The sequence below is a fragment of the Paenibacillus sp. CECT 9249 genome (assembly GCF_918697855.1).
In the GTDB taxonomy this organism is placed as follows: domain Bacteria; phylum Bacillota; class Bacilli; order Paenibacillales; family Paenibacillaceae; genus MSJ-34.
In genome coordinates this window covers 90,039-112,229 of record NZ_CAKKLI010000011.1, presented here as the reverse complement: position 1 = coordinate 112,229, position 22,191 = coordinate 90,039, and the positions used below count along the sequence as shown (strand labels likewise).

Below are 22,191 nucleotides of genomic sequence, written 5' to 3'. Positions count from 1 at the left end.
CGCTTATTGCACCTTCTTCAAAGAATGCTTCGTTTTCTTGCGCTTCTTCCATCTCGATTCGGCGACGGCATATACGATTAATCCGATGACGGTAGTGACGTAAGGCGTCGTGGCAATCAATTCGGTCGGAATTTTCAAGATTTGCAGCGCATTGGCGAGCGCATCGGCAGCCCCGAAGAGCATCGAGGCGATAAACGTGCCCACGGTTGTGCTGCGCCCTACCGCTTCGGCCGCGATCCCGATCCATCCGCGTCCGGCCGTCATGTCACGCGTGAAGATCGAGAGATACCCCATCGACATGTACGCTCCGCCCAGCGCCGCGAAAAATCCGCTGTACAATAGCGCGATAAACTGAATCCGATTCACGCGAACGCCCACCGATTGAGCGGCATGGTAATTTTCCCCGACCGACCGGATACGCAAGCCCAGCGGCGTTTTCTTCAACATATAGTAGACGCCGACAGTCGCGATCAAGGCTGCGTAAGTCAATACGTTATGGCCGGATAGAATCGGGCCAAGTACCGGGATATCTTTAATGAACGGGATCGCAATGCTTGGCAGCACCTCGCTTTTGAGCGAAGTGGAAGCCCCTTTGTCCCCGCTCACTAAATAGAGAATGAACACCGTTCCTCCCGACGCGAACATATTGACCGCAATCCCGCCCAATATAATATTCGTTTTAAAATGCAAGGTGAAATAAGCCAGTATCGACGTAATGATCAGTCCCGCGATGACGGCCGCAAGGAGCCCGATCCAGGCGCTCCCGGTATAGGCGCTAGCAATGACGCCTGTCAGCGCGGCCACAAGCATGATCCCTTCCAGACCGATGTTGACGATGCCGGCCCGATTCGAGATTAGCGCACCTAGCGCTGCGAACAGAATGGGCGTTGTTACGCGGAGAACGGAAAAGGCAAAGTCTGTCGAGAAGATGACATCCAGCAAGTTATTCATGTTTGCCCGCCTCCTTTAACAACATCCGGTTTTTCCAAAATTTCAAAAATTGCTCCGCCGAAATTAACAGGATGATGACGGCTTGTACGATCGAAATCATCTCCGCCGGCACATCCGACATGCGTGCCATTTGGTCCGCCCCGATCCGGATATAGGCAAGGAACAAGGCCCCGCCGATGACCGATAAAGGATTGTTCTTCGCCAGCATGGCCACGAGCGCTCCGTCCAATCCGTAACCGGGAAGCGCGGTCCACTGAAACCGGGAATACATGCCGAGCACTTGGATGGATCCGCCCATCCCGGCCAGGAATCCGGCGATCAGGTGGACGATAATGATGATCTTGGCCGTATTAATGCCGGAATACTCGGCGAATTCGCGGTTGTCTCCGGTCATCCGAAGCTCGTATCCCCATCTGGTCTTGTACATATAAAAGTGCGCCGCAACGATACAGAGGAGCACGACGATCAGTCCGGCATGAATCCGCGTTCCCGGTACAAGATTGCCCAGCAAAGCGGTCGGTTCGAATTTGTAAGATACGTTGGCGAACGCCTTCACATCCCGTAGCTTGTAGTTCAGGAAGAATAAGCCGATGCCAAACAGGATGCTGTTGAACATGAGCGACGTGACCAACACGTTAACGTCCCATTTTGCCTTCAATATGCCCGGAATCGCCGACAGGATCGCCCCTGCCAGGCCACCCGCCACAATGGCTACGACGGGATGGAGAAATGAGCTTAAGCTGAAATGGATGGCGATCGCCGCAGCGACGACGCCCCCCATGTAGAAGAGTCCTTCCGCGCCGAGATTGAACAGGTTCACCCGGAACAGCAATACGACGGAAAGGCCCGTAAACATAAGGGGGATCGCCATTTCCACCACGTTGCCGATATGAGAAAGCGACGAGATCGGCTCGTACAAAAAGATAAAAATACTCGTAAACGGCTGCTTGCTGACCAATGCGATAATAAAAAAGGCGATAATGAGCGAGATGGCAATGACGGCCATCGTTCGAACGATTTCAAAATGTTTGGACTTCATGCCTCGAAAGCCCTCCCAACTTCATCTTTGCTTTGTTTTTTGAGACCGAGCATATACAGTCCCAGCTCCTCTTCCGCCACTTCGGACGGGTTGGGGAAGTAAGAAACGAATTCGCCATTATACATAACAAGAAGGGTGTCGCTAAGTTCCAATACTTCGTTTAAATCGGCCGACAACAACAAGATCGCACAGTTCTTCTGCCTTAACTCCAGCAATTTCTGATGAATGAGCTGCGCGGCGCCTACGTCCACGCCCCTTGTCGGCTGCTCCGCGATTAATAGAATCGGATCCTCAGAGCATTCCCTGGCAACGATCACCTTCTGCATATTGCCGCCGGACAACATCCCGATCGGCTGGCTCGGCCCTTTGCAGCGAACTTGAAACTGCTCGATCAAATCTTTGGCCAATTGGGCAATTTTGTTGCCGTTCAGGAACAGTCCTTTATTCCATTCTTTCTTACGGTACCGGGTAGAAATCAAATTGTCGGTAATGCTCGCTTCTTTGGCGGCGCCTTGCCGCATCCGGTCTTCGGGGATATAGGAGACGCCCAAGTTGCGGATCGTCTTAATATTCGCGCCGAGCATATCGTTTCCGTTAACGGCAATCGAGCCTCTCGCTCCGTCCAACGTTCCGGTAAGCGCTCGAATCAGTTCCCCTTGGCCGTTGCCCTCGACCCCTGCGATGCCGACGATTTGGCCTGCTCGAATGGAGAAGTCCAACCCGGCAAGGATCGGCTTCCCGTTCGTGTCGGAATAGAACAAGTCCCGCACCTGAAGAATCGGCGGACCTGCGTCGACCCGCTCTTTTTCATATTTCAGCACGACATCCCGGCCAACCATCAATTTGGATATTTCCCGTTCCGTAACATCCGCGGTATGGAATACGCCTTCGGTTCGGCCGCTGCGAATAATGGTGATGCGATCGCAAATTTCTTTCACTTCTTTTAATTTATGGGAAATGAAGACGATCGTATGGCCTTCCCGCTTCAGCACCTTCAGCTCCCGGAACAGCTCTTGCGTTTCCTGCGGCGTCAACACCGCGGTCGGTTCGTCCAAAATCAATATTTTCGCGCCGCGGATAAGCGCCTTCAAAATTTCAACCTTCTGCTTCATGCCTACCGACAAATCTTCCACTTTGGCGGTCGGATCGACGGTCAAGTTATATTTCTTCGACAGTTCCTGCGTCATGCGGATCGCTTCGCTATAATGAATGCTGAGGCCTCTGGTCGGCTCCATGCCAAGCATAATATTCTCGACAACGGTAAAAGACGGCACGAGCATGAAATGTTGGTGCACCATGCCGATTCCCCGATCGATAGCCTCTTGGGGCGATTGAAAGTTCATCTTCTCCCCGCGAAGCAAAATCTCGCCTTCGCTCGGCTGTTCCATGCCGAACATCATCTTCATCAATGTGGATTTGCCCGCGCCGTTCTCGCCGACAATCGCATGAATTTCTCCTTCCACCAAAGAGAAGTTTACATTTGAATTCGCAACAACACCGTTCGGATACACCTTCATAATGTTGCGCATTTCCAGCAAATTCGTATGCATCTGTCCATTCTCCTTTCGGATCTGCGCCTAATAACGGCAAAAGGGAATTCAATTCGAATCGAATTCCCTTCCCCTTGAATTCTATGGCTTCCTGTTTAAGGTTTTACAGAATTGCGAAGCGCATCGATTTGAGCCGTATCCATGTGCAGCGCATTGCTGATTTCGATTTGGCCTGTCGCTATTTGTTCCTTAATTTTCGCTACTTCAGCCCGAACGGCCTCCGATACGACGCTGTTATAGACGTTATTCTCAGCCAATGCTACGCCCGACTCGTTGAAGCCGACCACTTTGAATTTGCCCATTTCCAACGTACCTTTTTGCAGTTCCGCAACCGCATTGAAGATCGCTTCGTCGATTTTTTTGATGGCGGAAGTGACGATCAAATTCGCTTTCTCGCTATCCGTGTCCATGATCATAGCCGATTGGTCGGAGTCGACGCCGATCGCATATTTTTGCTTTTCTTTCGCCGCATCGAATACGCCCAGTCCCGTTCCGCCGGCGACGCTGAAGATGACATCCGCGCCCGCGTTATATTGCAGCAGGGAAAGCTCCTTCCCTTTCGCAGGATTGACGAAATTGCCCGCATACGAAATGGCTACCTTGATATCGGGATCGACGTATTTGGCCCCCTCGATATAGCCGACGAGGAACGTATTGATTCCCGGAATGTCCATCCCTCCTACGAAACCGATCGTTTGATCCGGATTCGCGTTCGGCATGTCGGAAGTCGAGATTAGAGCGGCTGCGGCTCCCGCAAGGAATGAAACTTCATTCGTCGCATAGGAAATGGCATGCACGTTCTCCGCCGTATCCTCAATATCCGTATCGTAGTTAATGAACTTCTTGTCCGGATTTCTCGAGGCGACATCGTTCAACAATTCGGTAATTTGCGATCCGCCGGAAATAATGACATCCCAGTTCTGGCTCGCGATATCGTTGAACGTCGGCTCCCATTTCGTTTCGTCCGCGCCCATCTCGATCACCTTCGTCTCAGCGCCCAACATATCATGTACTTTGGTCAGTCCGGCGTTCGCGGCGTCGAAGAACGATTTATCCCCTAACGTTCCCGGAACGAGCAAGACGACCTTCAAATTGCCCGAGTTCGCGGAACCTTGGTCCGGCTGGCTGCCGTCATTCGTATTCGAGTCTCCCGCCTGATTTGCGTTCGAACAAGCGGAGACGATCAACATCATGAGTAGAATCATACCCGTAATCATTTTTTTCATTGGTTTTCCCCCTCTTTCTCCCAGTCAATACGTCAATTGCTAGTAACGAGCTTTGCAAGGTTGCGCTTCCTTAGTATCCTCTGTAAACCGTTTCAATATACTTAATTTTGGAAGCCCTCCTTTTTTTACGATTTGGCTTTTCATGCTATAATAGTAGCAGAAAGTGAATTGTAAAATTAGACTAAAACGGTCATGTTTTTTATACGAAACGGCTAATTAACGAAAATGGGAGCGATTCCAATGAACCAGTTGGATTTCTTGTTTTTCTCCAAACGGTTGACCAATAAGTATATTCCGAAACATAGCCATGAATGTTACGAGTTAATCTATTACTTTCAAGGGCAAGGAAATACGCGCATCGGCAACGACGAGTACCATTTTCAAAAAAACATGTTTGCTCTAATTTCACCCCAGGTCGTACATGACGAGAAACATACGTCCGGAGGAGACGTGTTGTTTATCGGGTTCCACAGCAATCAACCGGCGCTGAAACATTTGAACGCCGTCTTTCACGATGACGACGATCATTCCATTCAACGGCTCGTGATGCAGATGAAGGATGAATTCTTCAACCAGGAGTACGGTTACTTGGATATGCTGAATTTGCTGCTCGATACGCTTGTCATTAAAATCCAACGCTTGCTCGGAGTGAAAAAACAGCCGTTTCAAGCGGATAGCCAATTGCAGTTGCAATATGTGATCAATTATATGGATGAGCATTACCGGCAAAAAATATCGGTCGAATCGCTCGCGCAGCTGTCGGGTTACAGCTACGACCGATTCCGCCATGTATTTAAGGAAAAGTACGGCAGATCTCCTTTGCAGTATTTGATCAACAGGCGTATCGATTACGCCAAGTCGCTGTTGCTGGAAACCAACCTGCTCGTGTCGGATATCGCCCATTACGCAGGGTTTGCGAACGACGTGCAATTTTGCAATATGTTCAAGCGCGAGACCGGCAAGACTCCACGCGCTTATCGCAAGCAAGCTGCTCAGAAAGATGCAAGCGTTATCGGATGATAGAGCGGCGTCGCTCTCATAGATAAGGCGCAACGGCAACAAGGCACCTGGTTCGAGATGAACCGGTGCCTTGTTTAACAACGCGAGTAGGCGTTGATCGAGATTCGATTATTGGGAGTTGCGGTCCGCGTACACGGCCATGGCGTCGCGCATGAATACGGCCAAGCCTTCCTTGAACTTGTCGATGTTTTGCGTAAAACGTACGTCGTCGACGTACATTTGGCCTAATCCTTTGAACGCTTCAAGCGAATATTGGCCCATGCCCATATTGTTCAGGAAGTCGTACCATTCTTGAATGGCCGCTTGCGCTTCCGCCGATTCGGGCGGCATATGGGTAAGGGACGCCAGCTTGCGGTAGATCGCATTCATCTCCTCGCCCATCGCTTCTTGTTCGGCTTTGGACATGCTTGCGATTTTGGCATTCGACTTGTCGACGGCTTCGTCTCCCCATCTTTCTCGCGCTTCCTGTTCATAGGGGTTATGGCTGAAATCGAAGCCTTCGAACTTCTCTTTATTGGACATTTCCATTTCTCCTTTCGCATGCTTAATGGTCTTATCAATCGTCGCGATCATGCGGTCGACGCGGATGCGCTTCTCCAGCAGCATCCGGCGCTGCATCGTCAACGCCTCCAACCGGTCGAACGAAGGACGACTGATGATTTCTTTAATTTCTTTCAAAGGGAAACCGAGTTCTCTGAAAAACAAAATTTGCTGCAGCGTTTCGAGATTGTCGTCAGAGTATACACGATACCCCGCCTCGGTCGTGCCATCCGGGGTCAATAGCCCGATCTCATCGTAGTGATGAAGCGTGCGCACGCTGATTCCCGTTAAATCGGCTACTTCTTTCACTCTCATTGCCAGTGGCCTCCCTTCATTGCTAACTATAAAGTATAACGTAACGTGAGAGTCAATACCCATTTTAAAACCGCCGGCGGGGGAGATCGTCTTGACAGTTGGTTATGTAACTGCAAAAATCCATTTACAAAAGGAGATTTGGGCGAGTTTCGCCCGCGCAAATGCAGAAATCCATTTATTTCTGCCCCAATTGTCGGCCCTCTGTGAAAATCCCCCTCGTTCAGATGCTAGAAAGCCAGGGTTTATTACATACGGAGCGGGATTGGATTGCTGCATGCAGTCCTGAACGATCATTTGCCGCAGAGGTTATGGAAGCTGTACAGCGTGCTGGCAAGCGATTCCCGCGGGGTAAAAAGGTAAAGCCTGCGATCAGAGTCCACTTCATCATACCGCTGGCGGCTGACGATCCGCCCGAGCGGGCTAACGAAACTGATACACGCTAATCGCCTGTAAATCTCCATGTTGCAATGTCTAACGAAACTCAAACACGCTAATGGGGGGAAAAAGGCGGTACAATCGACGATTTCCAATGAATAGCGATATGTACTTTCGTTAGGATGAGAACATCTTCAATTGGAGCCCAATAAGGATCGTTAGATTCGTTAGCGAGCCAAAAGTTTCGTTAGCGCCAAACAAGGAGCGCAGGTCTGCGCGATCGCCTTCGAAATGGAGGGAGGCATCCCCTTCTATATGCGCAATAAAGCCAGTACCATCAACGGCGGCGAATGATGAAGCAGACTCCAATTGCGGGTTTGCGAAGCTATCAACTTCTCGATGCAACACTAGTGCCCAAAAAGCGGTCTTGGCCTTCGAATAACCGGATTATTGCAGTTGCTATCAAGCGCTTGACAAAAAAAGCCCGGCCGCCGGAGGGCCAGACTTTATGTTTGGTGCCGGAGACCGGCGTCAATGCGAAGCGGCGTACGCTTCCATCTCCGCCTTCGGATCGAACTTCTCGCCGCCCATCAGGAAAGCCGCCGCTACGGCCAGCACCGCGGGGATGAGACCCCATGCGAACGTATCCGAGATGGAGGAGGACAATCCGGCCGTAATCGCGCTCAATGTATCCTGCGGAAGCAGAGTGCGGGTCGACGGCGACATCAGTACGTACGGATCGCTCAAATCGATGCCTGAAGGCAAATCCCCCGTACCGCCGCCCGCGAAGGAGTCCGTTAATTTGCGCGTCATCGAATGGTCCTGGAGTATTCCGAATACGGTGATGCCCACCGTCATGCCGAGCGCACGTTGAAAATTCAAGGTTGCGTTGGCGGACCCCCGCTCCCTGGCCGGCAAAGAATGAACCGCGGCGTTGGTCAACACCGAGAACGAGGCGCCGATGCCAAGCCCGACCAAAATCATATATAAGGTGACGACGAGCCGGGACGAATCGGCCGATATCGTCGTAAGCAGGCCGAGACCCGCTACGAGCAGCACAAGCGTTGAAATCAGGATCGAACGGTAAGACAGCCGGTTCATGACGAATCCGCCCCCGGTCGCGGTCACGACGGTGCCGAGCATCATCGGCAGCAGCATGAGGCCGGAGTTCGTGGCATTGCCGCCTTGAACGCCTTGCATATAGATCGGAATATAAACCGATGCGACGATAAATGCCGCTCCGCTTAAGAGCGCGATGAGCGTACTGGTTGCAAACAGCCGGTTCCGGAACATTCGAAACGATATGATCGGCTCTTTGGCCCTGGCCTCAACGCTCAAGAAAATGACGGCGAGCAATACAAATCCGGCAAGCATGCTTATAATTTGCACCGAGTTCCATGCATACCATTTGCCCCCCAACTCTAAGGCAAACATAAGGCATACGACCGCGCCGACGAGCGTCATGGCGCCGAGCCAGTCGATTTTTTGCCGGCTCCGCTCAAGCGATTCATGATAGGAGGTCATAACGAGACATAAGGCGATCAATCCAAGCGGCAAATTAATATAGAAGATCCATTTCCATCCGATATGATCGGTAATATAAGCTCCGAGCAGCGGTCCGAAGACGCTGGACATGCCGTAGACGGCGCCGAACAGCCCCATCAGCTTACCCCTCTTGTCCGCGGGAATCGCATCCAATAATACCGTGAACACAATCGGCACCAGAGCGCCTCCCCCGATCCCCTGAACCGCGCGGTACAGGCTAAGCTCGACAATGGTATTCGCCGTGCCGCACAGAACGGAGCCTATCATAAACACGATGATGCCGAAGATGTAAAACCGTTTGCGGCCGTACATATCGGACAGCTTGCCGAAAATCGGCATGCCGGCCATTTCCGCCACCATATACGCGGACGTCACCCAAACGAATTTATCGAGTCCCCCGAGTTGGCCTACGATCGTCCCCATCGACGTCGCAACGATCGTATTATCCATCGAAGCCATCAGGATGGTGAGCAGCAGCCCTGCCACCGTCATTCCCATTTTACGGTGATGCAAATTCATGTCATTCCATTCCTCTCAACTATGTTTGATTGAAGATATCATCATTATAGAGAGGGAATGCTGACAGCATTATGTCAGTGTTAAAATGAAGTATAAAATCGATTAAATTCCCGTTATGTTCCGTCCCGGTACAGCGGGGCGATGCGATCGATCCGGTTCGTCCATATCCCGCCGGAATAGCCTGACGGCAGACGCCCGAGATCTTCCGGCGTATCGAACCCGCTGGAGAAATCGCTGCCGTCCCCGCCCACCACGATGACGCGGGTATCGGCCCGGTCCATGCGGTTCAGGAAGCGGTCGGGCCACCCCCATAGCAAAGGAGCGATTTTCTCGGGAATATGCAGCTGCGTATTCTCGCATGCGGAAGGAACATAGCCCGTCCATCCGACGGCGAGGTAAGGAATGAGGCAGCTCTTCATCGACGCTTTGGACATCGCGCGAATTTGCGGCAGCTTGGCTTGCAAGGAAGCGATCGGCTCGTCTCCCCCGTAAACGGACAGCTGGCGCAGCCGCTCTTCCGGCAAGGAGGCGAGATAGCGGGCAAGCTGTTCTCCTTCCGCCGGATCGTTGCTTTTGATATGAATTAAAAACGACTGCTCCGGGAAGCGGGCCAGCACCTCGTCAAGCGACGGCATGAGCCCCACCCCTCGGCCGCGGAACGGATACGTCTTCCCTTGATCGGCCGTATACCCGTAACCGATATCGAGCTGTTTCAACTCGGCCATCGTATAATCGCCCGCCTGTCCCGTCGCGTTCGTCCGGCAATCGAGCGTCCAATCGTGGAATACGGCGAACTGCCCGTCTTTGGTCGGTTTAATATCCAGTTCGACGATATCCGCCCCGGCCGCAAACGCCGCTTCCATGGACGGTATCGTATTTTCCAAGTAAGGATGCTCCGGCTCGTATATGCGCTCGGCCGTGCAGGTATCGTTCTCAATCCCCTCCATCGCGAACGTTTGTGCCAGTCCCCGGTGAGCCAGAAGCAACGGTTCTCCGTTCCGCGGTTTCGCAAAGAAGGAGGTATTGTTCAAGTAGATAAACGCAATCAATAGGACGAGGAAGAGAAATGTTTTGCTTCTCGCTATTTTTTTCAACTTATTCATCGGCAATGCCTCCCCAAACGACATCCAACTGCCGCCGCAGAGCTTCCGTCATTTCCATCCGGTTCAAATGCGAAGCGCCGTTCATGAGCGTATTGAAAAATACGCCCGCCAACACGGCGGCGCTCGTCCCCGCATCCCATAGGCTGCGGAGGGAGCCGCCATCGATCGCTTCTTGAATCATTCCGCGAAGCGTCTCTTGCAATAACGCCAAGTTCGCCGAATCTTCCTTCCCTTCGATCGCCGCTTTGATCGTTTCGATCAAAGTGAGGCGCAGCAAGCCGGCATGCTGCAAGTAGAGGTCGAAGAGTTCGTTGAAAATACGCAATACCCGTTCCTTCAATGCGCCTTCTTGATGTCTTTGAACAATGTCGTCCATCAGCGTCATATAGGAATCCGCCAATTGCAGCAGCACATGTTCTTTTTTCGGAAAATAGTTAAAAAACGTTCCCTTGGCAATGCCGCAAACGGACGCAATCTCCTCTACCGTCACGTTGTCGTAGCCTTTTTGTTTAAACAGCTCGATAGCCTCATATGCAATGCGTTCTTTCAGTTGTTTTTTCCGCGCTTCTCTTAGCATGGGTTCACCTCTCACATCACAAAAAATGACCGAAGTCACAAAATGACTACGGTCATTATATCTCGCTTGCAATGTCTTTGCAACTAAGCGCACGCTATCGGATAAACGTGTTCCGCACCCTTCTCGATTTTATAAAGTAAGGAATCCAAACGGCGCACACGATCGCAGATCGTATTGTATCTCTCAGCGAGCTTCCGTCTTCCATTTCCAGCAATGCAGGAATCTGGTACATGAGGATCAAATCGACGATCCCTATGGCCAAGCTGGCGCCATAGAAGATGATCATCAGCCTCGGTACGATCTTTCTTTTGCCGTAAAAATGAAATAGGATCAATCCGCAAAACAATACAAAAGCGATGTTATAGACGGTTTCAAACACGATCATCGGCGCCCACAGCGGATGGTAATACTCAGACTCCGGAGAGGTTAACAATTCCCACGTTTCCGAACCGAATATCGGAAAGGAGTACAGGAACAGCTGCCCTAGAATCACTACAATCGTAAGGTATAAACCAATCTGCACCAGAATGAGCCATCCGCCTAAACCTGAAATTTCCAATGGCAGACGGTCGTATTTTTTTTCTTGAATATTCGTTTCCAATGTTCAACACATCCTTGTAATGGAATGATATGGCAAAACGGGTCATCCGGCTCGGTTGTCTGACGGAATCCCGCCAACCCCTCTTATCGTAACCATAGAATGGAAAATATTCCAGTACTTTTTTGAAAAGTCTGTCGAGGCTTGTCTAAAGAGCGGTGCTTGTCAACCTCAAGTGCCTTGCAATTTTAAATACTTTACCTTATGATAGTTATGTACTTAATATAGTTAGGTAATCAAGTCGGAGGTTATTCCCATGAACGCGGAGATGTTGAAAGGCACGATCGATCTCCTCATTTTATCCATCCTGAACGAGAAGGAGAATTACGGCTACGAAATATCCAAAACGATCAAGACGCGAACGGAAGGCGCTTTTGAAATTCAGGAAGCGACGCTGTATTTATCCCTGAAACGATTGGAGAAGCAAAGCGCCGTCTCCTCCTTCTGGGGCAACGAAAGCCATGGCGGGAGACGCAAGTATTATTCCATTACCGAAACCGGCAAGCGGCTGTTGGATCAATTCGTGCGGGACTGGAAGCAAACGACACGAATGGTAAACCAATTTATTAAGGAGGAGGATTGAAGCATGCAGAACCTGACGCGAAAAATATTCGGCTTGAATGATATGAAGTACGGTTGGTCGTTGCTCGTTTCGATCCTTGTATGCGGGATCACCTTCTACATCGACCGCAACCCGAATCCGGACGATCTGTTCTTGCTGTCGGCCGGATATGGCATGTCGTTCGTTATTGCGATCGTTTGGGGAGCCGCCAAAGAAGCCATTTCCCAATTTAAAGTCAAAGAATTTCTTTCATTATCGAAACATACAACGATTTTCGAGCTTCACGCGCATTACTATTTAATCGGATGGACAATCGTCGCCATTGCCGTCCTCATCGCACTAGGGTTGGCGGGAAACGCCGCGCCCCCCTTTTCCTTGCCGATGCTGCTTGTCGAATCGGTTCTTGTCGCGTACGGAGCCGGGTTCATCGCTTTATTTTTCGTTTATAAACTGCTTGATGCGCTGATTTATAAGAAGCTTCGAGAATAAGGCCAAGATTCCTACGGATAGGACGACTTTTATAAAAAGAGAGGACGAACAAACCATGGAGTGGAAGAACATTTATCGAGGATTAATTATGGGGATCAGCGACTTGATCCCGGGAGTCAGCGGCGGGACGATCGCTGTTGTGCTGGGCATTTACGACCGTTTGCTGGAAGCAATCAGCGGTTTTTTCAGCCGCGAGTGGAAACGCCATATCGGTTTTCTCGTACCTTTAGCGGCGGGCATGGGGGCGGCCATTTTGGCGTTAAGCCGAGTGATCAAATATCTTCTGGAGCATCACTACGAGCCGACCCAATTTTTCTTTATCGGACTCATCGTTGGCGTACTTCCTTTTATCGTCAAACAGTCCGACGCGAAGCGCAATTTTGCGGCACGCCACTTGGTCGTCTTGCTGATCGCCGCCGCAGTCGTCGCATCGATGGCTTTCATACCTGCGGATGAAGCCGCGGCACCGATTACAAGCCTGACATTCCCGATCTTCATCGGCTTGTTCCTGTCCGGTTGGCTCGCCAGCATGGCGATGCTGCTGCCGGGCATCAGCGGCTCGTTTATCCTGCTGCTGCTCGGGGTATATTCGACGGCCATTCACGCGCTGTCCGATCTGAATATCGCGCTGATCGCTACCATCGGAGCAGGGGTCATCATCGGTTTTATCGTAAGCAGCAAGGCGATTCGTTATTTGCTGTCCCGCTTCCCTCATATGACCTATGCCGTCATTATCGGTATGATTGTCGGATCGGTCGTCGTCGTCTTTCCAGGCTTGCCGGGCCAACCGTTGACGATAGCGGTTAGCGTCGCCACTTGCGCCGCAGGGCTTGTCATAGCTCTGTTCTTCGGATCGAAAACGAAGGCTTAACAGCCCCCACTGGCTAGCGATCGGTCGTTGCCGGCATGAGGTTCGTTGGAATTTGTCCAACGGTTTACGCATTTCGACTGTGCAATACAACGTTTCATTGGAAACTGTCCAATGGAATTCGGGAAAAACGCCGCAAAAAGCAAGAGACGGGGGGATTCGGTTGGATGTTTTCCAATCTACTTCCCCATCGAGCATAGAATCCGCCATTTCTGTTGGATGTTTTCCAACAGGCAACAAAAGAGAAGATCGCCGACCAGCCGGAATTCATTGCCGTTGGATGAGGCGATCTTCTTCTGTTATGGCAAACCGGGACGTAACATTCCTTCCCGGCCTGCCGTTCCGTTGGAATGACAAACTCCACCGTCCCCATATAGCCGGACGCCACATCGTATTCGTTAAATACAATGACAATGGCGGCAAACGCATCTTCCGGCATATCGGACGGCTCCACCGAATACGTTTCTTTCCAATTTACGTCACCACCTTGAATCCTCTTGTTAGCTATCGGCGTTTTCATAGAATAGACGAACGAGGGATGCAAAAAAGTTTGCGTTCATCATGACACTATATTCTACCATCGATGATATAATAGGAACGATGTGCGATCGATGGCATAATTGGAATCGATTCTCATCTCCATACTTTCCATGAACCGGGAGCAGCATATATGAATCAAACCTTTACATTACGCGGCAAACTCAAACAAATTTTGGTGATGATCATTCCGATCTTAATTACGCAGTTAGGGATGTTCTCCATGATATTCTTCAACACGATTCTGTCGGGAAAATACAATTCTACCGATTTGGCCGGGGTCGCCATCGGCTCGTCGATCTGGGGTCCGGTGTTTACCGGATTAAGCAGCATATTGCTGGCCGTATCGCCGATCGCGGCGCAGCGGTTCGGGGAGAAGAAACCGAAGGAAGTAACCATGGCGGTGACGAACGGGCTTTATTTGGCGGTTATGATTGGCTTCGCAGTCATCCTGCTCGGCATTGCGCTGCTGAATCCGATCTTGGACCGGATGGGCTTGCCGCAAGCCGTCCAAGCGACGGCCCATGACTATCTGGTCGGGCTCAGCTTCGGGATCGTCCCGCTGTTCATGTATAACGTTTTGCGGTCCTTTATTTACGCCATGGGCATTACGCGCGTCGTCATGTACATTATGATCGGCTCTTTGCCGGTCAATTTCTTTTTAAATTTTACGTTCATTTACGGATATTGGGGATTTCCGGAACTTGGCGGCGCCGGCGCCGGATACGCCACATCGATTACGTATTGGCTCATTGCGGCCGTGACTGCGTGGATCATTCGAACGCAAGCTCCTTTTTCCGACTTTGGCATCTTTTCAAATTTGAAAGAGTTTTCCGTCCGGCAGTGCAAAGAGATACTAAAAATCGGCGTGCCGATGGGCCTTTCGACTTTTTTTGAGTCCAGCATGTTCGCGTTCGTGACGATCCTCATCAGCAAGTTCAGCATCGCCACCGTCGCGGCGTATCAATCTGCCTTAAATATCGTATCTTTCCTTTATATGATACCGGTGAGCGTCTCCATGGCATTAACCGTTCTGGTCGGATTCGAAGTGGGGGCGAAGCGATATCAAGACGCCAAAACGTACAGTTGGCTGGGAATAGGCTTATCGATCGCGATCTCGCTCGTTACCGGTTTGCTGGTCGTCGTCTTCCGTTATCAAGTGGCCGGATTGTATTCGAATGAAGCGGCTGTGATCGAGTTAACGGCACATTTCTTGATCTTTGCGCTGTTCTTCCAAATTTGCGACGCTCTTCAAGCAACGGCGCAGGCAGCGCTTCGAGGATATAAGGATGTCAATATCGCCTTTATTATGACGCTGATTGCCTACTGGCTCATTTGCCTGCCGGTCGGATATCTATTATCCCATTATACCGGGCTCGGAGCGACCGGCTTTTGGATCGGGCTTACGGTCGGCTTGCTGGCGGCAGGAATTTGTTTGTCGATCAGGCTGGTCTACATTCAGAAGCGGAAGTTCGCACCAGCTCCGGCCGCTCTGAACGCGACATCATTGCTGTAAAACAGATCGAAGGGCGCTTCTCATGAAGCGCCCTTCGCGTCTCTTTAACAGGCCGATACTCCTGAAGTTGTACGGAATACAACATTGGAAGGGGATCATATGGGACATTGGTTGCTATGTTGCACTTTGTACAACCAAATCACAGTAATCAATGCCATTTGGCCCAAGTTGAGACAAAAATGTTGTAAATGATACAACAACAGCATCGTTTCGGGATGAAACAGCAAGAAATTGTTGTATTTCGTACATCATACGGTTCATATTCGGTACGGAAACGGCGCGGGATGCGATTTATTCCGCTTTCACATACGGAGCCGCCGTATCCGGGCGGCTTTGAATGGCATCCATCCCTTGCAGCTTCAAATTACGTAAAAATTGGAGCGCTTCGGCACGGGTAAGCCGGTCTTGCCCGGCATAGCCTTCCACGGTAGGCGCCTTTTTGCCGGTCGAATAGCCGGCGTCCAGCAAAAATCGGATTGCGTCGTCATCATTCGCATAGTTCTTTCCGTTTAATCCGGCGATCATTTGCGCAACTTCGGCCCGGGTGATCGGCGCATTCCGAGACTTGGCGTTCGCCGCGCTTTCCTTCAACCCCAAATGAAGCGCCGTCGCATAGCGATAATATTTATCGCTCCAAAGCCCCAGACTCCATACGCCTTGCACTGTACCGTCCTCCTCGATTTGGGACGTCGTATCGGGGTACAGCGGGAACAGCATCGCCAGAAATTCCGCTTCGCTCACGAGCGTGTTCGGTTTGAACGTTCCGTCTTCATAGCCGTTGACGATGCCAAGTTGATAGCCCCATTCGATCGTGTCGCGGGCCCAATGCGAGCGGACATCGCTAAAGCTTGGGAGAGCGGATTCTTTCGGCTCTTGGACAGGCGCTTCGGCTTCCGCCTCTGCTCCCGTACCCGCTTTGCGTTCCGTGGAAGAATCGGCTCGATCCGAGGAACGGTTCGCAGCCTGATCGTCGGCGCCTGTCGTGAAACTCCACGATTTCGTGAACTCGACGGCCGGAATGCCCTTCTCTTCGTAAAAGCTGTTCGTCTCGCTGAAGCTGACGCTGACCGTATACGTCGTATTGCCTTGCAAAGGTTGCTTCGGAATAAGCAAGATGGCTTCATCCGACCCTTTGGTATCGGCATTCACTAAATAATAATCGACCGCTTTGCCTGAAGCTTCGGTAATGGCAGCCGATTTATGAATCAATTTATTGCCGTAAGAGGTGCTGATCGATATCGGATAACCGACCCGAGCCCCTTGTTGATTGTAATAGGCGAGCGGATTCGGCGATTCGTTGGCCAGCCAAAATGTCGGTATGTCTTTCTGGCCGTTGTACGGATAGTAAACGATATCCCGATCTTTCATCGTCTCCCCGAATTTTTTCGTTCCGGGATTGATGACGGTATAGCCGTCCGCTACCCCGATGCCGACCTCGTCTACACTCGGCGACAAGAGCGTAATCCGGTGAAGAGGCGCGTCGATCAACATTTGTGTCGCTTTGACGGGCTCGTCGAAGGTCGGGGCGATCGTCTCCGCCACGCTAATGTTGGGATACCCGAAAGCTTCTGCGCGCATGGAAGGCATGGCACCCGAGAACCCTTCCTTATCCTTCCCCTCAATATGGGTCATGGACTTATGTACGGTCGTGTAATTGGCATGGGCTTGCGCCGCCTTATTCAAACTTTCGTCCAACTTGAACAGCGGTACATTCACCGCCCCGCGCAGCGAATTAAGCAATGACAGCGAAGCGTTCCGGTGCGTCTCGAGCCTTGTCCGATCTACGCCGGCATATACGTCCAGCGTGGATTGCGGACTCGTCGGCGGATCCGTCTTCCAACGCACTTTCTCCGATACCGTTACCGGAATGTCGAGCGTCAGACCCTCGTAAGAGACGCGCAAGACCGTCTCTCCCGGGGCTACGGAATATACGGCGCCGTTGGAATCGACCAAGGCGACGGAAGGATCGTCGATCGAATACGTTGCGGCAGTCTTGATATCGTCGACATTGCCGACGCCGCGTATGATAGAATATCCGGTCGTAAAGGTTGTCCGCAGGCCGATATCAATCTCTTTGGTCCCTGCAGACAAATACGGGAAGGAAGAAAATTCTGCCGCGTATACTGCATTTCCCGTTCCGCGCACATCGATAGGCGCCGCCAGAACGCACAGGACCGTAAGCAGCAGAGCCCCCGCCCGGCCTAATCTGCTAAATTTTTTCATAAATTCATTTTCATCCTCTCTTCAAAGTTGTCTATTCTATCATACTTCGTACCGGATGTATTTTCCATGCATTTATAAACCGTTTTCATCTCTCCCATCGATACTATCCCGCCTTCGCGAGACATAGCCTATTGTAAAAAAGATCAGAATTGGGGGAGTAAAAACAATGTTATGATTAAGGGAAAGACGAAAAATGTCGGGTGCTGTATGGCAAACGAAGCATCAATCTGGCGAGTGTATATGAAGTGTCCCTGCGGATGCAGGTTTTTTATTTCGACGAGCCCAGCTATCCGTGCATCATCTCGCTGATGAAAGTCCGCTCGCGGGAGGGGCCAAGCCCAGCCTGTTTAGGTTTATTAACAGGCTGAAAGCACCTTTGGGTGCTTTTTATTTTGGCTGAGGTGAAATTGGTTGACCATGAGTAAGGAAAATGCTTGGTATTCCAAAATACCTTTAAGGATATATAATTGTAACGAAGATTTTACTTGGAGACCCGTTGCGGAGTAAACAGTCCTTGGAAACGTGTTTAAGGATCTCGACGGGAAAGCCAAATCTGGGCTCGAGGATGAATTATTCTTTTTATGAAAAATTCTATTCATGCTAGGGTGTTTACTTATTATAACTAAAGTAATGTTTTACACCGTTATATATGATACTTAGACCAATAACAATGGCAAGTGTCCTTATAACAAACTCAGCAACCAATAAATTACCCATAACTGTAGTTGTATTATACCAAGAACCTGTAACGATTACGGGGGAGAGGGCTATAATTAAACCGATTATGATACTAATAGAAAGAAAGATTTTTTCGTTTGTATTTTTCATGCTTTCTTTCAACTCCTTTATACACCGTTGTGGGCTCTTACCAATGTTGTGTCAATGAGGGATAAAATTCCGATAATACTGTTCCACTCACTTGTTTCACAATAAAATCTTAAAGATGGTTTATAAGTCCAACCAACATCAATTACTGTTGAAAACGTTCTATATGTTGCAGCCGTTGCAGCAGCTGTGACGTTTGCCCTACCATTTTGTAGACCATGCACCTTTGCATAACTTTCCAGAACTTCCGATCTCGCTTGACTAACAGGAATACCTTTATCTACAGCTATCGCATTAACCAACTCATCAAAAGTCATAACATCGCTAACTGTCGCGATTGAATCGAAAAATACAGAAAATATATTTTATCAAGAAGAATTATCCCTCTTGATAGCCCAAGTATAACACCTAATATCTGGAAAATCAAATAACATAAAGTAATTTATGTCAAAAAAGGTAGAATTAACGATTAAATTAGTAGACCTGCGAACGTGATAGTCTGGCTAACATTACCTCACTTAGGTCACCCTGAGTTGTTTTTTTGTTTTTCATAGTTTAATAAATAAAATTTATATTTCAAACTCTTAGGGCTTCATCCTTTTACACAATACAATCGTCATTTTCACATCCGATTACAGCGAAGGCAAAAGCGATTGACCCCTTGCCTTGCCATGCCGAGTACCCGACCGACTCCACATTAACGGGAATGGACCTGCCGGCATAAAAAAATGAGCGCCGCAAGCGGGACAGCCCTTTGCGACGCTCATCGACGATATTCGATTATCCGTTCTTCAGGAGCTCCTTCAACAACTTCACCTGATTTCTTTCGCCCGCAATGACAAGGGTCGATTCCGCCGGCAGCCGATCGTCCGGGCCGGGGTTAATTTTGTGGGCATGCTTCTCCGCAATGGCGAGAATGGTGGCTCCCGTTTTTTGGCGTACCTGCAATTCGGCGATGGATTTCTCAATACATGCATACCCCATCCCGACCTTGCACCATTCAATCACTAAATCCTCCAGCGACACTTCGATCGTTTCCAGCGCTTTCGGCTTATAGTTCATGCCGCCAATGATCGCGGCGATTTGCCTCGCTTCCTCGTCCTCCAGCGTGACTTGCGAAATAATCTCATCCGGATCGTCATCTTCGAAATGATAAAGCTCCCGTCTGCCATCGTCGTGAATGACAATAACCAGTTTATCTCCCGATCTCGATTCAACTTGGAATTTCCTACCGATACCAGGCAGATCGGATTCTCTAATCGTACCCATTTTTCAAAATCCTCCGTTCAAAATTATTCCATATTTTTAAGCTTTTCCTTTGGTTTGCTCCACCTGAATACTTTATTTAAGCCGCTGTAAATATGCTTCGACTCTTTCGCCAGCATCGGTCCGACAATGGCCAAGATGAGAACATACAACGCGGAAAATGGTTTCAGCTTCGGCATCAGTCCCGCGGCGATACCCACATTTGCCACGATGATGCTGAATTCGCCGCGCGCCATGATGGTAAGCCCGATATTTAAAGAAGCTTTATGGGACAGCCCGGCTTTTCGGCCCGCGATCATTCCCGATAGAACGTTCGCCAGGATCGTTAAGCAGACGGCGCCAACCGCGATCCATGCCGCATCGCCGAGGGTGAGCGGATCGATCCCCAGTCCGAAGCTAAAGAAGAATACGGCGCCGAAGAAATCCCGAAACGGCACGACAAGTTGTTCGATTCTTTTGCTATGTTCCGTTTCCGATAAAGCCAGGCCGAACAGGAGCGCGCCGATCGCCTCCGCGACATGCAGCTTCTCCGAAAATCCGGCGATAAAAAATAAAGCGGAAAATACGACGATAATAAATATTTCGTTGGAGGTAATGTTCAACAATTTATTTAAGATAGGAGGGCCCTTTCTGGCAATCACGAAGAACAAGAGCATATACCCGATCGAAATCCCAACGGAGAGCAGAACCCCGCCGATGGATGTCGCGCCTCCCATAAGAAGTCCGGACATGACCGACAGGAATACGGCAAGAAAGATGTCGTCGAACAAAATCATGCCCAAAATCAATTCGGTTTCGGAGTTCCCCGTCCGCCTTAGCTCCACCAAAGTTTTCGCTACGATCGCCGTCGAGGATACGGAGAGCATGCCGGCGATAATCAACGTTTCAAACAATGGAAAATTGACGATAAACCCATATGCCAACCCGATTAAAAAATTCATCAAAACGTAAATCGTTCCGCCAAATACAATGTTGCGACCCGATTTGATCAATTTAGAAACCGAGAATTCAAGTCCGAGGTAGAAAAGCAGGAATAGAACCCCTATTCTTCCGAGAAATCCAATGATCTCTTGACTTTCAATGAACTTGAAGTCAAATATTCCGATTGTTGGCGCATGCGGACCGACTAACATTCCAAGAATAATTAAGAAAGGAATGATGGAGAGCTTAAGCTTTCCAGCAAGGACAGAAGCAATGGCGACTAACAGAAGCGCGGTTCCAACTTCAAAGATCATATGATCCATACAATACCGATCCCCCCTTATTTGTCTTTAAACTATTATTATAATAGATATAGGATGCCTTTTCCAGCATTCGCTTATCCGCCAAAGTTTTTTTCGGTTATCAAATGAATTATAACTTACTAAACTTGAGAAACACTAAAATGTATAGTAAAATGATGATAACAAAAGGAGGCGTAGGAAATGGCCGATGAGACGATCGATATGGAAATAGGAATCAGCACCTTTTTGGAAGCTTCGCCTAATTCGCCGATAGGCAAGGCCGTTAGCCATGCCGAGCGGCTGCGCCAGGCAGTCGAGGAGATCGTGTTGGCCGATCAAGTCGGTCTGGATGTGTATGGGGTCGGAGAGCATCACCGCCCCGATTACGCGGGCTCTGCGCCGGCGGTCGTATTGGCCGCGGCGGCAGCCATGACCAAACGGATAAGGCTCACAAGCGCGGTAACCGTATTGTCCTCCGACGATCCGGTTCGCGTATATCAGGCATTCTCCACGCTCGACGCCATCTCGAGCGGCCGCGCCGAGATCATGGCGGGCAGGGGCTCGTTCATCGAATCTTTCCCGTTATTCGGGTACAAACTCGACGATTACGACGAATTGTTCGAAGAGAAGCTCGAACTTCTGTTAGCGATCCGCTCGTCGGAGAAGGTCTCCTGGCGAGGCGGACACCGTCCCGCCATCAACAACCTCGGGGTCTATCCCCGTTCCGTCCAGAACCCGCTGCCGGTATGGATCGCCAGCGGAGGCAATCCGGAATCCGCCGTACGCGCAGGCGTACTGGGGCTGCCGATCGCATTCGCTATTATCGGCGGCATGCCGGAGAGATTCGCTCCGTTGGTCGATCTCTATAAGAGGGCTGCCGCAAAGGCGGGGCACGATCCCGCGAAACTGCCGATTGCGACGCATTCGCACGGTTTTATCGCAGATTCCTCGGAACAAGCGGCGGATTTATTCTTTCCCTATACGCAAGCCCAGATGAACGTGATCGGGCGGGAGCGCGGATGGCCGCCGTATACCCGGGAAACGTTCGATTCCGCACGCAGCCTGCGCGGGGCTCTGTATGTAGGCGATCCGGAATATGTCGCGGAGAAAATCGTTCTATTGCGCCAAAATTTGGGGGTAAACCGCTTCTTCATGCATATTGACGTCGGCGCGATGCCCCATCGGGAGATTATGCGCGCCATCGAATTGCTCGGCACCAAGGTTGCGCCGATCGTACGCAAGGAGCTTGCGCGTATCGAGCCGAAGCAGTGAACCGCGCGCCAGCGGCAAGACCGCAACTACCCCTTCCGCATTCGCGCAAAGG

At 50.4% G+C, this 22,191-nt stretch carries 21 protein-coding genes; 6 read left to right on the top strand and 15 right to left on the bottom strand.

All coding sequences use genetic code 11. The features are described 5' to 3' along the window. Nucleotides 1-3: 3 nt before the first annotated feature. From LQ229_RS11175 to LQ229_RS11160, 4 genes are all read right to left on the bottom strand, one after another. Complete coding sequence (locus LQ229_RS11175) at nt 4-951, bottom strand: ABC transporter permease (RefSeq protein ID WP_230191745.1); 948 nt, start codon at nt 949-951, stop codon at nt 4-6. Further along, a complete protein-coding gene (locus LQ229_RS11170) occupies nt 944-1,990 on the bottom strand; it encodes an ABC transporter permease (RefSeq protein ID WP_230191744.1) in 1,047 nt (348 codons plus the stop codon). The genes LQ229_RS11175 and LQ229_RS11170 overlap by 8 nt, the downstream gene beginning before the upstream one ends. Continuing rightward, a complete protein-coding gene (locus tag LQ229_RS11165) occupies nt 1,987-3,540 on the bottom strand; it encodes an ABC transporter ATP-binding protein (protein WP_230191743.1) in 1,554 nt (517 codons plus the stop codon). The genes LQ229_RS11170 and LQ229_RS11165 overlap by 4 nt, the downstream gene beginning before the upstream one ends. Before the next feature lie 95 nt (nt 3,541-3,635). Beyond that, a complete protein-coding gene (locus tag LQ229_RS11160; RefSeq protein WP_230191742.1) occupies nt 3,636-4,766 on the bottom strand; it encodes a BMP family ABC transporter substrate-binding protein in 1,131 nt (376 codons plus the stop codon). A gap of 240 nt (nt 4,767-5,006) precedes the next feature. On the opposite strand from LQ229_RS11160, the gene LQ229_RS11155 reads away from it, so the two are divergent. Continuing rightward, complete coding sequence (locus tag LQ229_RS11155; protein ID WP_216536857.1) at nt 5,007-5,786, top strand: AraC family transcriptional regulator; 780 nt, start codon at nt 5,007-5,009, stop codon at nt 5,784-5,786. A 108-nt stretch (nt 5,787-5,894) separates the two neighbouring features. Here LQ229_RS11155 and LQ229_RS11150 read toward each other — a convergent pair whose 3' ends face one another. The 5 genes from LQ229_RS11150 to LQ229_RS11130 all read right to left on the bottom strand — a co-directional run bounded on the left by LQ229_RS11150 (nt 5,895) and on the right by LQ229_RS11130 (nt 11,361). Next, nucleotides 5,895-6,647 (bottom strand): MerR family transcriptional regulator, encoded by a 753-nt coding sequence (locus LQ229_RS11150; RefSeq protein ID WP_216536965.1) that lies wholly within the window; start codon nt 6,645-6,647, stop codon nt 5,895-5,897. A gap of 900 nt (nt 6,648-7,547) precedes the next feature. Beyond that, the gene (locus tag LQ229_RS11145; RefSeq protein WP_230191741.1) at nt 7,548-9,080 is read right to left on the bottom strand and encodes an MDR family MFS transporter; all 1,533 of its coding nucleotides are present in this window, start codon (nt 9,078-9,080) and stop codon (nt 7,548-7,550) included. Nucleotides 9,081-9,193: 113 nt separating this feature from the next. Continuing rightward, the gene (locus LQ229_RS11140) at nt 9,194-10,183 is read right to left on the bottom strand and encodes a glycerophosphodiester phosphodiesterase family protein (protein ID WP_230191740.1); all 990 of its coding nucleotides are present in this window, start codon (nt 10,181-10,183) and stop codon (nt 9,194-9,196) included. Beyond that, nucleotides 10,176-10,760, bottom strand: a complete 585-nt coding sequence (locus tag LQ229_RS11135) for a TetR/AcrR family transcriptional regulator (protein ID WP_230191739.1) — start codon at nt 10,758-10,760, stop codon at nt 10,176-10,178. The genes LQ229_RS11140 and LQ229_RS11135 overlap by 8 nt, the downstream gene beginning before the upstream one ends. A gap of 94 nt (nt 10,761-10,854) precedes the next feature. Then, the gene (locus tag LQ229_RS11130) at nt 10,855-11,361 is read right to left on the bottom strand and encodes a DUF2569 domain-containing protein (protein ID WP_230191738.1); all 507 of its coding nucleotides are present in this window, start codon (nt 11,359-11,361) and stop codon (nt 10,855-10,857) included. 253 nt (nt 11,362-11,614) lie between these two features. Here LQ229_RS11130 and LQ229_RS11125 point away from each other — a divergent pair, with 253 nt between their 5' ends. From LQ229_RS11125 to LQ229_RS11115, 3 genes are read left to right on the top strand one after another with little or no spacing between them, the layout of a single operon-like run. Beyond that, the gene (locus LQ229_RS11125; RefSeq protein WP_216536852.1) at nt 11,615-11,941 is read left to right on the top strand and encodes a helix-turn-helix transcriptional regulator; all 327 of its coding nucleotides are present in this window, start codon (nt 11,615-11,617) and stop codon (nt 11,939-11,941) included. A 3-nt stretch (nt 11,942-11,944) separates the two neighbouring features. Next, nucleotides 11,945-12,409 (top strand): hypothetical protein, encoded by a 465-nt coding sequence (locus LQ229_RS11120; RefSeq protein ID WP_216536851.1) that lies wholly within the window; start codon nt 11,945-11,947, stop codon nt 12,407-12,409. 55 nt (nt 12,410-12,464) lie between these two features. Further along, nucleotides 12,465-13,280, top strand: a complete 816-nt coding sequence (locus LQ229_RS11115; RefSeq protein ID WP_216536850.1) for a DUF368 domain-containing protein — start codon at nt 12,465-12,467, stop codon at nt 13,278-13,280. A gap of 94 nt (nt 13,281-13,374) precedes the next feature. On the opposite strand, the gene LQ229_RS11110 is transcribed toward LQ229_RS11115, so the two are convergent. Beyond that, on the bottom strand, nt 13,375-13,797 hold the full coding sequence (locus LQ229_RS11110) for an RsiV family protein (RefSeq protein ID WP_216536849.1): 423 nt from the start codon (nt 13,795-13,797) through the stop codon (nt 13,375-13,377). 150 nt (nt 13,798-13,947) lie between these two features. Here LQ229_RS11110 and LQ229_RS11105 point away from each other — a divergent pair, with 150 nt between their 5' ends. Beyond that, nucleotides 13,948-15,330: an MATE family efflux transporter gene (locus LQ229_RS11105; protein ID WP_216536848.1), complete on the top strand. Its 1,383-nt coding sequence runs from the start codon at nt 13,948-13,950 to the stop codon at nt 15,328-15,330. 291 nt (nt 15,331-15,621) lie between these two features. On the opposite strand, the gene LQ229_RS11100 is transcribed toward LQ229_RS11105, so the two are convergent. The 5 genes from LQ229_RS11100 to LQ229_RS11080 form a co-directional block, all read right to left on the bottom strand. Beyond that, entirely contained in the window at nt 15,622-17,553 is a 1,932-nt protein-coding gene (locus tag LQ229_RS11100) for an S-layer homology domain-containing protein (RefSeq protein ID WP_230191737.1), read from the bottom strand. A gap of 609 nt (nt 17,554-18,162) precedes the next feature. Next, a complete protein-coding gene (locus LQ229_RS11095) occupies nt 18,163-18,381 on the bottom strand; it encodes a hypothetical protein (protein WP_230191736.1) in 219 nt (72 codons plus the stop codon). A gap of 17 nt (nt 18,382-18,398) precedes the next feature. Continuing rightward, nucleotides 18,399-18,695, bottom strand: a complete 297-nt coding sequence (locus LQ229_RS11090; RefSeq protein WP_230191735.1) for a hypothetical protein — start codon at nt 18,693-18,695, stop codon at nt 18,399-18,401. A 463-nt stretch (nt 18,696-19,158) separates the two neighbouring features. After that, a complete protein-coding gene (locus LQ229_RS11085; protein ID WP_216536846.1) occupies nt 19,159-19,647 on the bottom strand; it encodes a cation:proton antiporter regulatory subunit in 489 nt (162 codons plus the stop codon). 23 nt (nt 19,648-19,670) lie between these two features. Continuing rightward, the gene (locus tag LQ229_RS11080) at nt 19,671-20,888 is read right to left on the bottom strand and encodes a cation:proton antiporter (RefSeq protein ID WP_216536845.1); all 1,218 of its coding nucleotides are present in this window, start codon (nt 20,886-20,888) and stop codon (nt 19,671-19,673) included. Nucleotides 20,889-21,068: 180 nt separating this feature from the next. Between LQ229_RS11080 and LQ229_RS11075 the strand changes: the two genes are divergently transcribed. Further along, complete coding sequence (locus LQ229_RS11075; protein ID WP_230191734.1) at nt 21,069-22,139, top strand: LLM class flavin-dependent oxidoreductase; 1,071 nt, start codon at nt 21,069-21,071, stop codon at nt 22,137-22,139. Nucleotides 22,140-22,191: the final 52 nt, after the last annotated feature.

Coding starts and splice junctions, on each gene's coding strand:
- LQ229_RS11175 (WP_230191745.1), bottom strand. CDS start 951: ATGAATAACTTGCTGGATGTCATCTTCTCGACAGACTTTGCCTTTTCC.
- LQ229_RS11170 (WP_230191744.1), bottom strand. CDS start 1,990: ATGAAGTCCAAACATTTTGAAATCGTTCGAACGATGGCCGTCATTGCC.
- LQ229_RS11165 (WP_230191743.1), bottom strand. CDS start 3,540: ATGCATACGAATTTGCTGGAAATGCGCAACATTATGAAGGTGTATCCG.
- LQ229_RS11160 (WP_230191742.1), bottom strand. CDS start 4,766: ATGAAAAAAATGATTACGGGTATGATTCTACTCATGATGTTGATCGTC.
- LQ229_RS11155 (WP_216536857.1), top strand. CDS start 5,007: ATGAACCAGTTGGATTTCTTGTTTTTCTCCAAACGGTTGACCAATAAG.
- LQ229_RS11145 (WP_230191741.1), bottom strand. CDS start 9,080: ATGAATTTGCATCACCGTAAAATGGGAATGACGGTGGCAGGGCTGCTG.
- LQ229_RS11140 (WP_230191740.1), bottom strand. CDS start 10,183: ATGAATAAGTTGAAAAAAATAGCGAGAAGCAAAACATTTCTCTTCCTC.
- LQ229_RS11135 (WP_230191739.1), bottom strand. CDS start 10,760: ATGCTAAGAGAAGCGCGGAAAAAACAACTGAAAGAACGCATTGCATAT.
- LQ229_RS11125 (WP_216536852.1), top strand. CDS start 11,615: ATGAACGCGGAGATGTTGAAAGGCACGATCGATCTCCTCATTTTATCC.
- LQ229_RS11120 (WP_216536851.1), top strand. CDS start 11,945: ATGCAGAACCTGACGCGAAAAATATTCGGCTTGAATGATATGAAGTAC.
- LQ229_RS11115 (WP_216536850.1), top strand. CDS start 12,465: ATGGAGTGGAAGAACATTTATCGAGGATTAATTATGGGGATCAGCGAC.
- LQ229_RS11110 (WP_216536849.1), bottom strand. CDS start 13,797: ATGAAAACGCCGATAGCTAACAAGAGGATTCAAGGTGGTGACGTAAAT.
- LQ229_RS11105 (WP_216536848.1), top strand. CDS start 13,948: ATGAATCAAACCTTTACATTACGCGGCAAACTCAAACAAATTTTGGTG.
- LQ229_RS11100 (WP_230191737.1), bottom strand. CDS start 17,553: ATGAAAAAATTTAGCAGATTAGGCCGGGCGGGGGCTCTGCTGCTTACG.
- LQ229_RS11095 (WP_230191736.1), bottom strand. CDS start 18,381: ATGAAAAATACAAACGAAAAAATCTTTCTTTCTATTAGTATCATAATC.
- LQ229_RS11090 (WP_230191735.1), bottom strand. CDS start 18,695: ATGACTTTTGATGAGTTGGTTAATGCGATAGCTGTAGATAAAGGTATT.
- LQ229_RS11085 (WP_216536846.1), bottom strand. CDS start 19,647: ATGGGTACGATTAGAGAATCCGATCTGCCTGGTATCGGTAGGAAATTC.
- LQ229_RS11080 (WP_216536845.1), bottom strand. CDS start 20,888: ATGGATCATATGATCTTTGAAGTTGGAACCGCGCTTCTGTTAGTCGCC.
- LQ229_RS11075 (WP_230191734.1), top strand. CDS start 21,069: ATGGCCGATGAGACGATCGATATGGAAATAGGAATCAGCACCTTTTTG.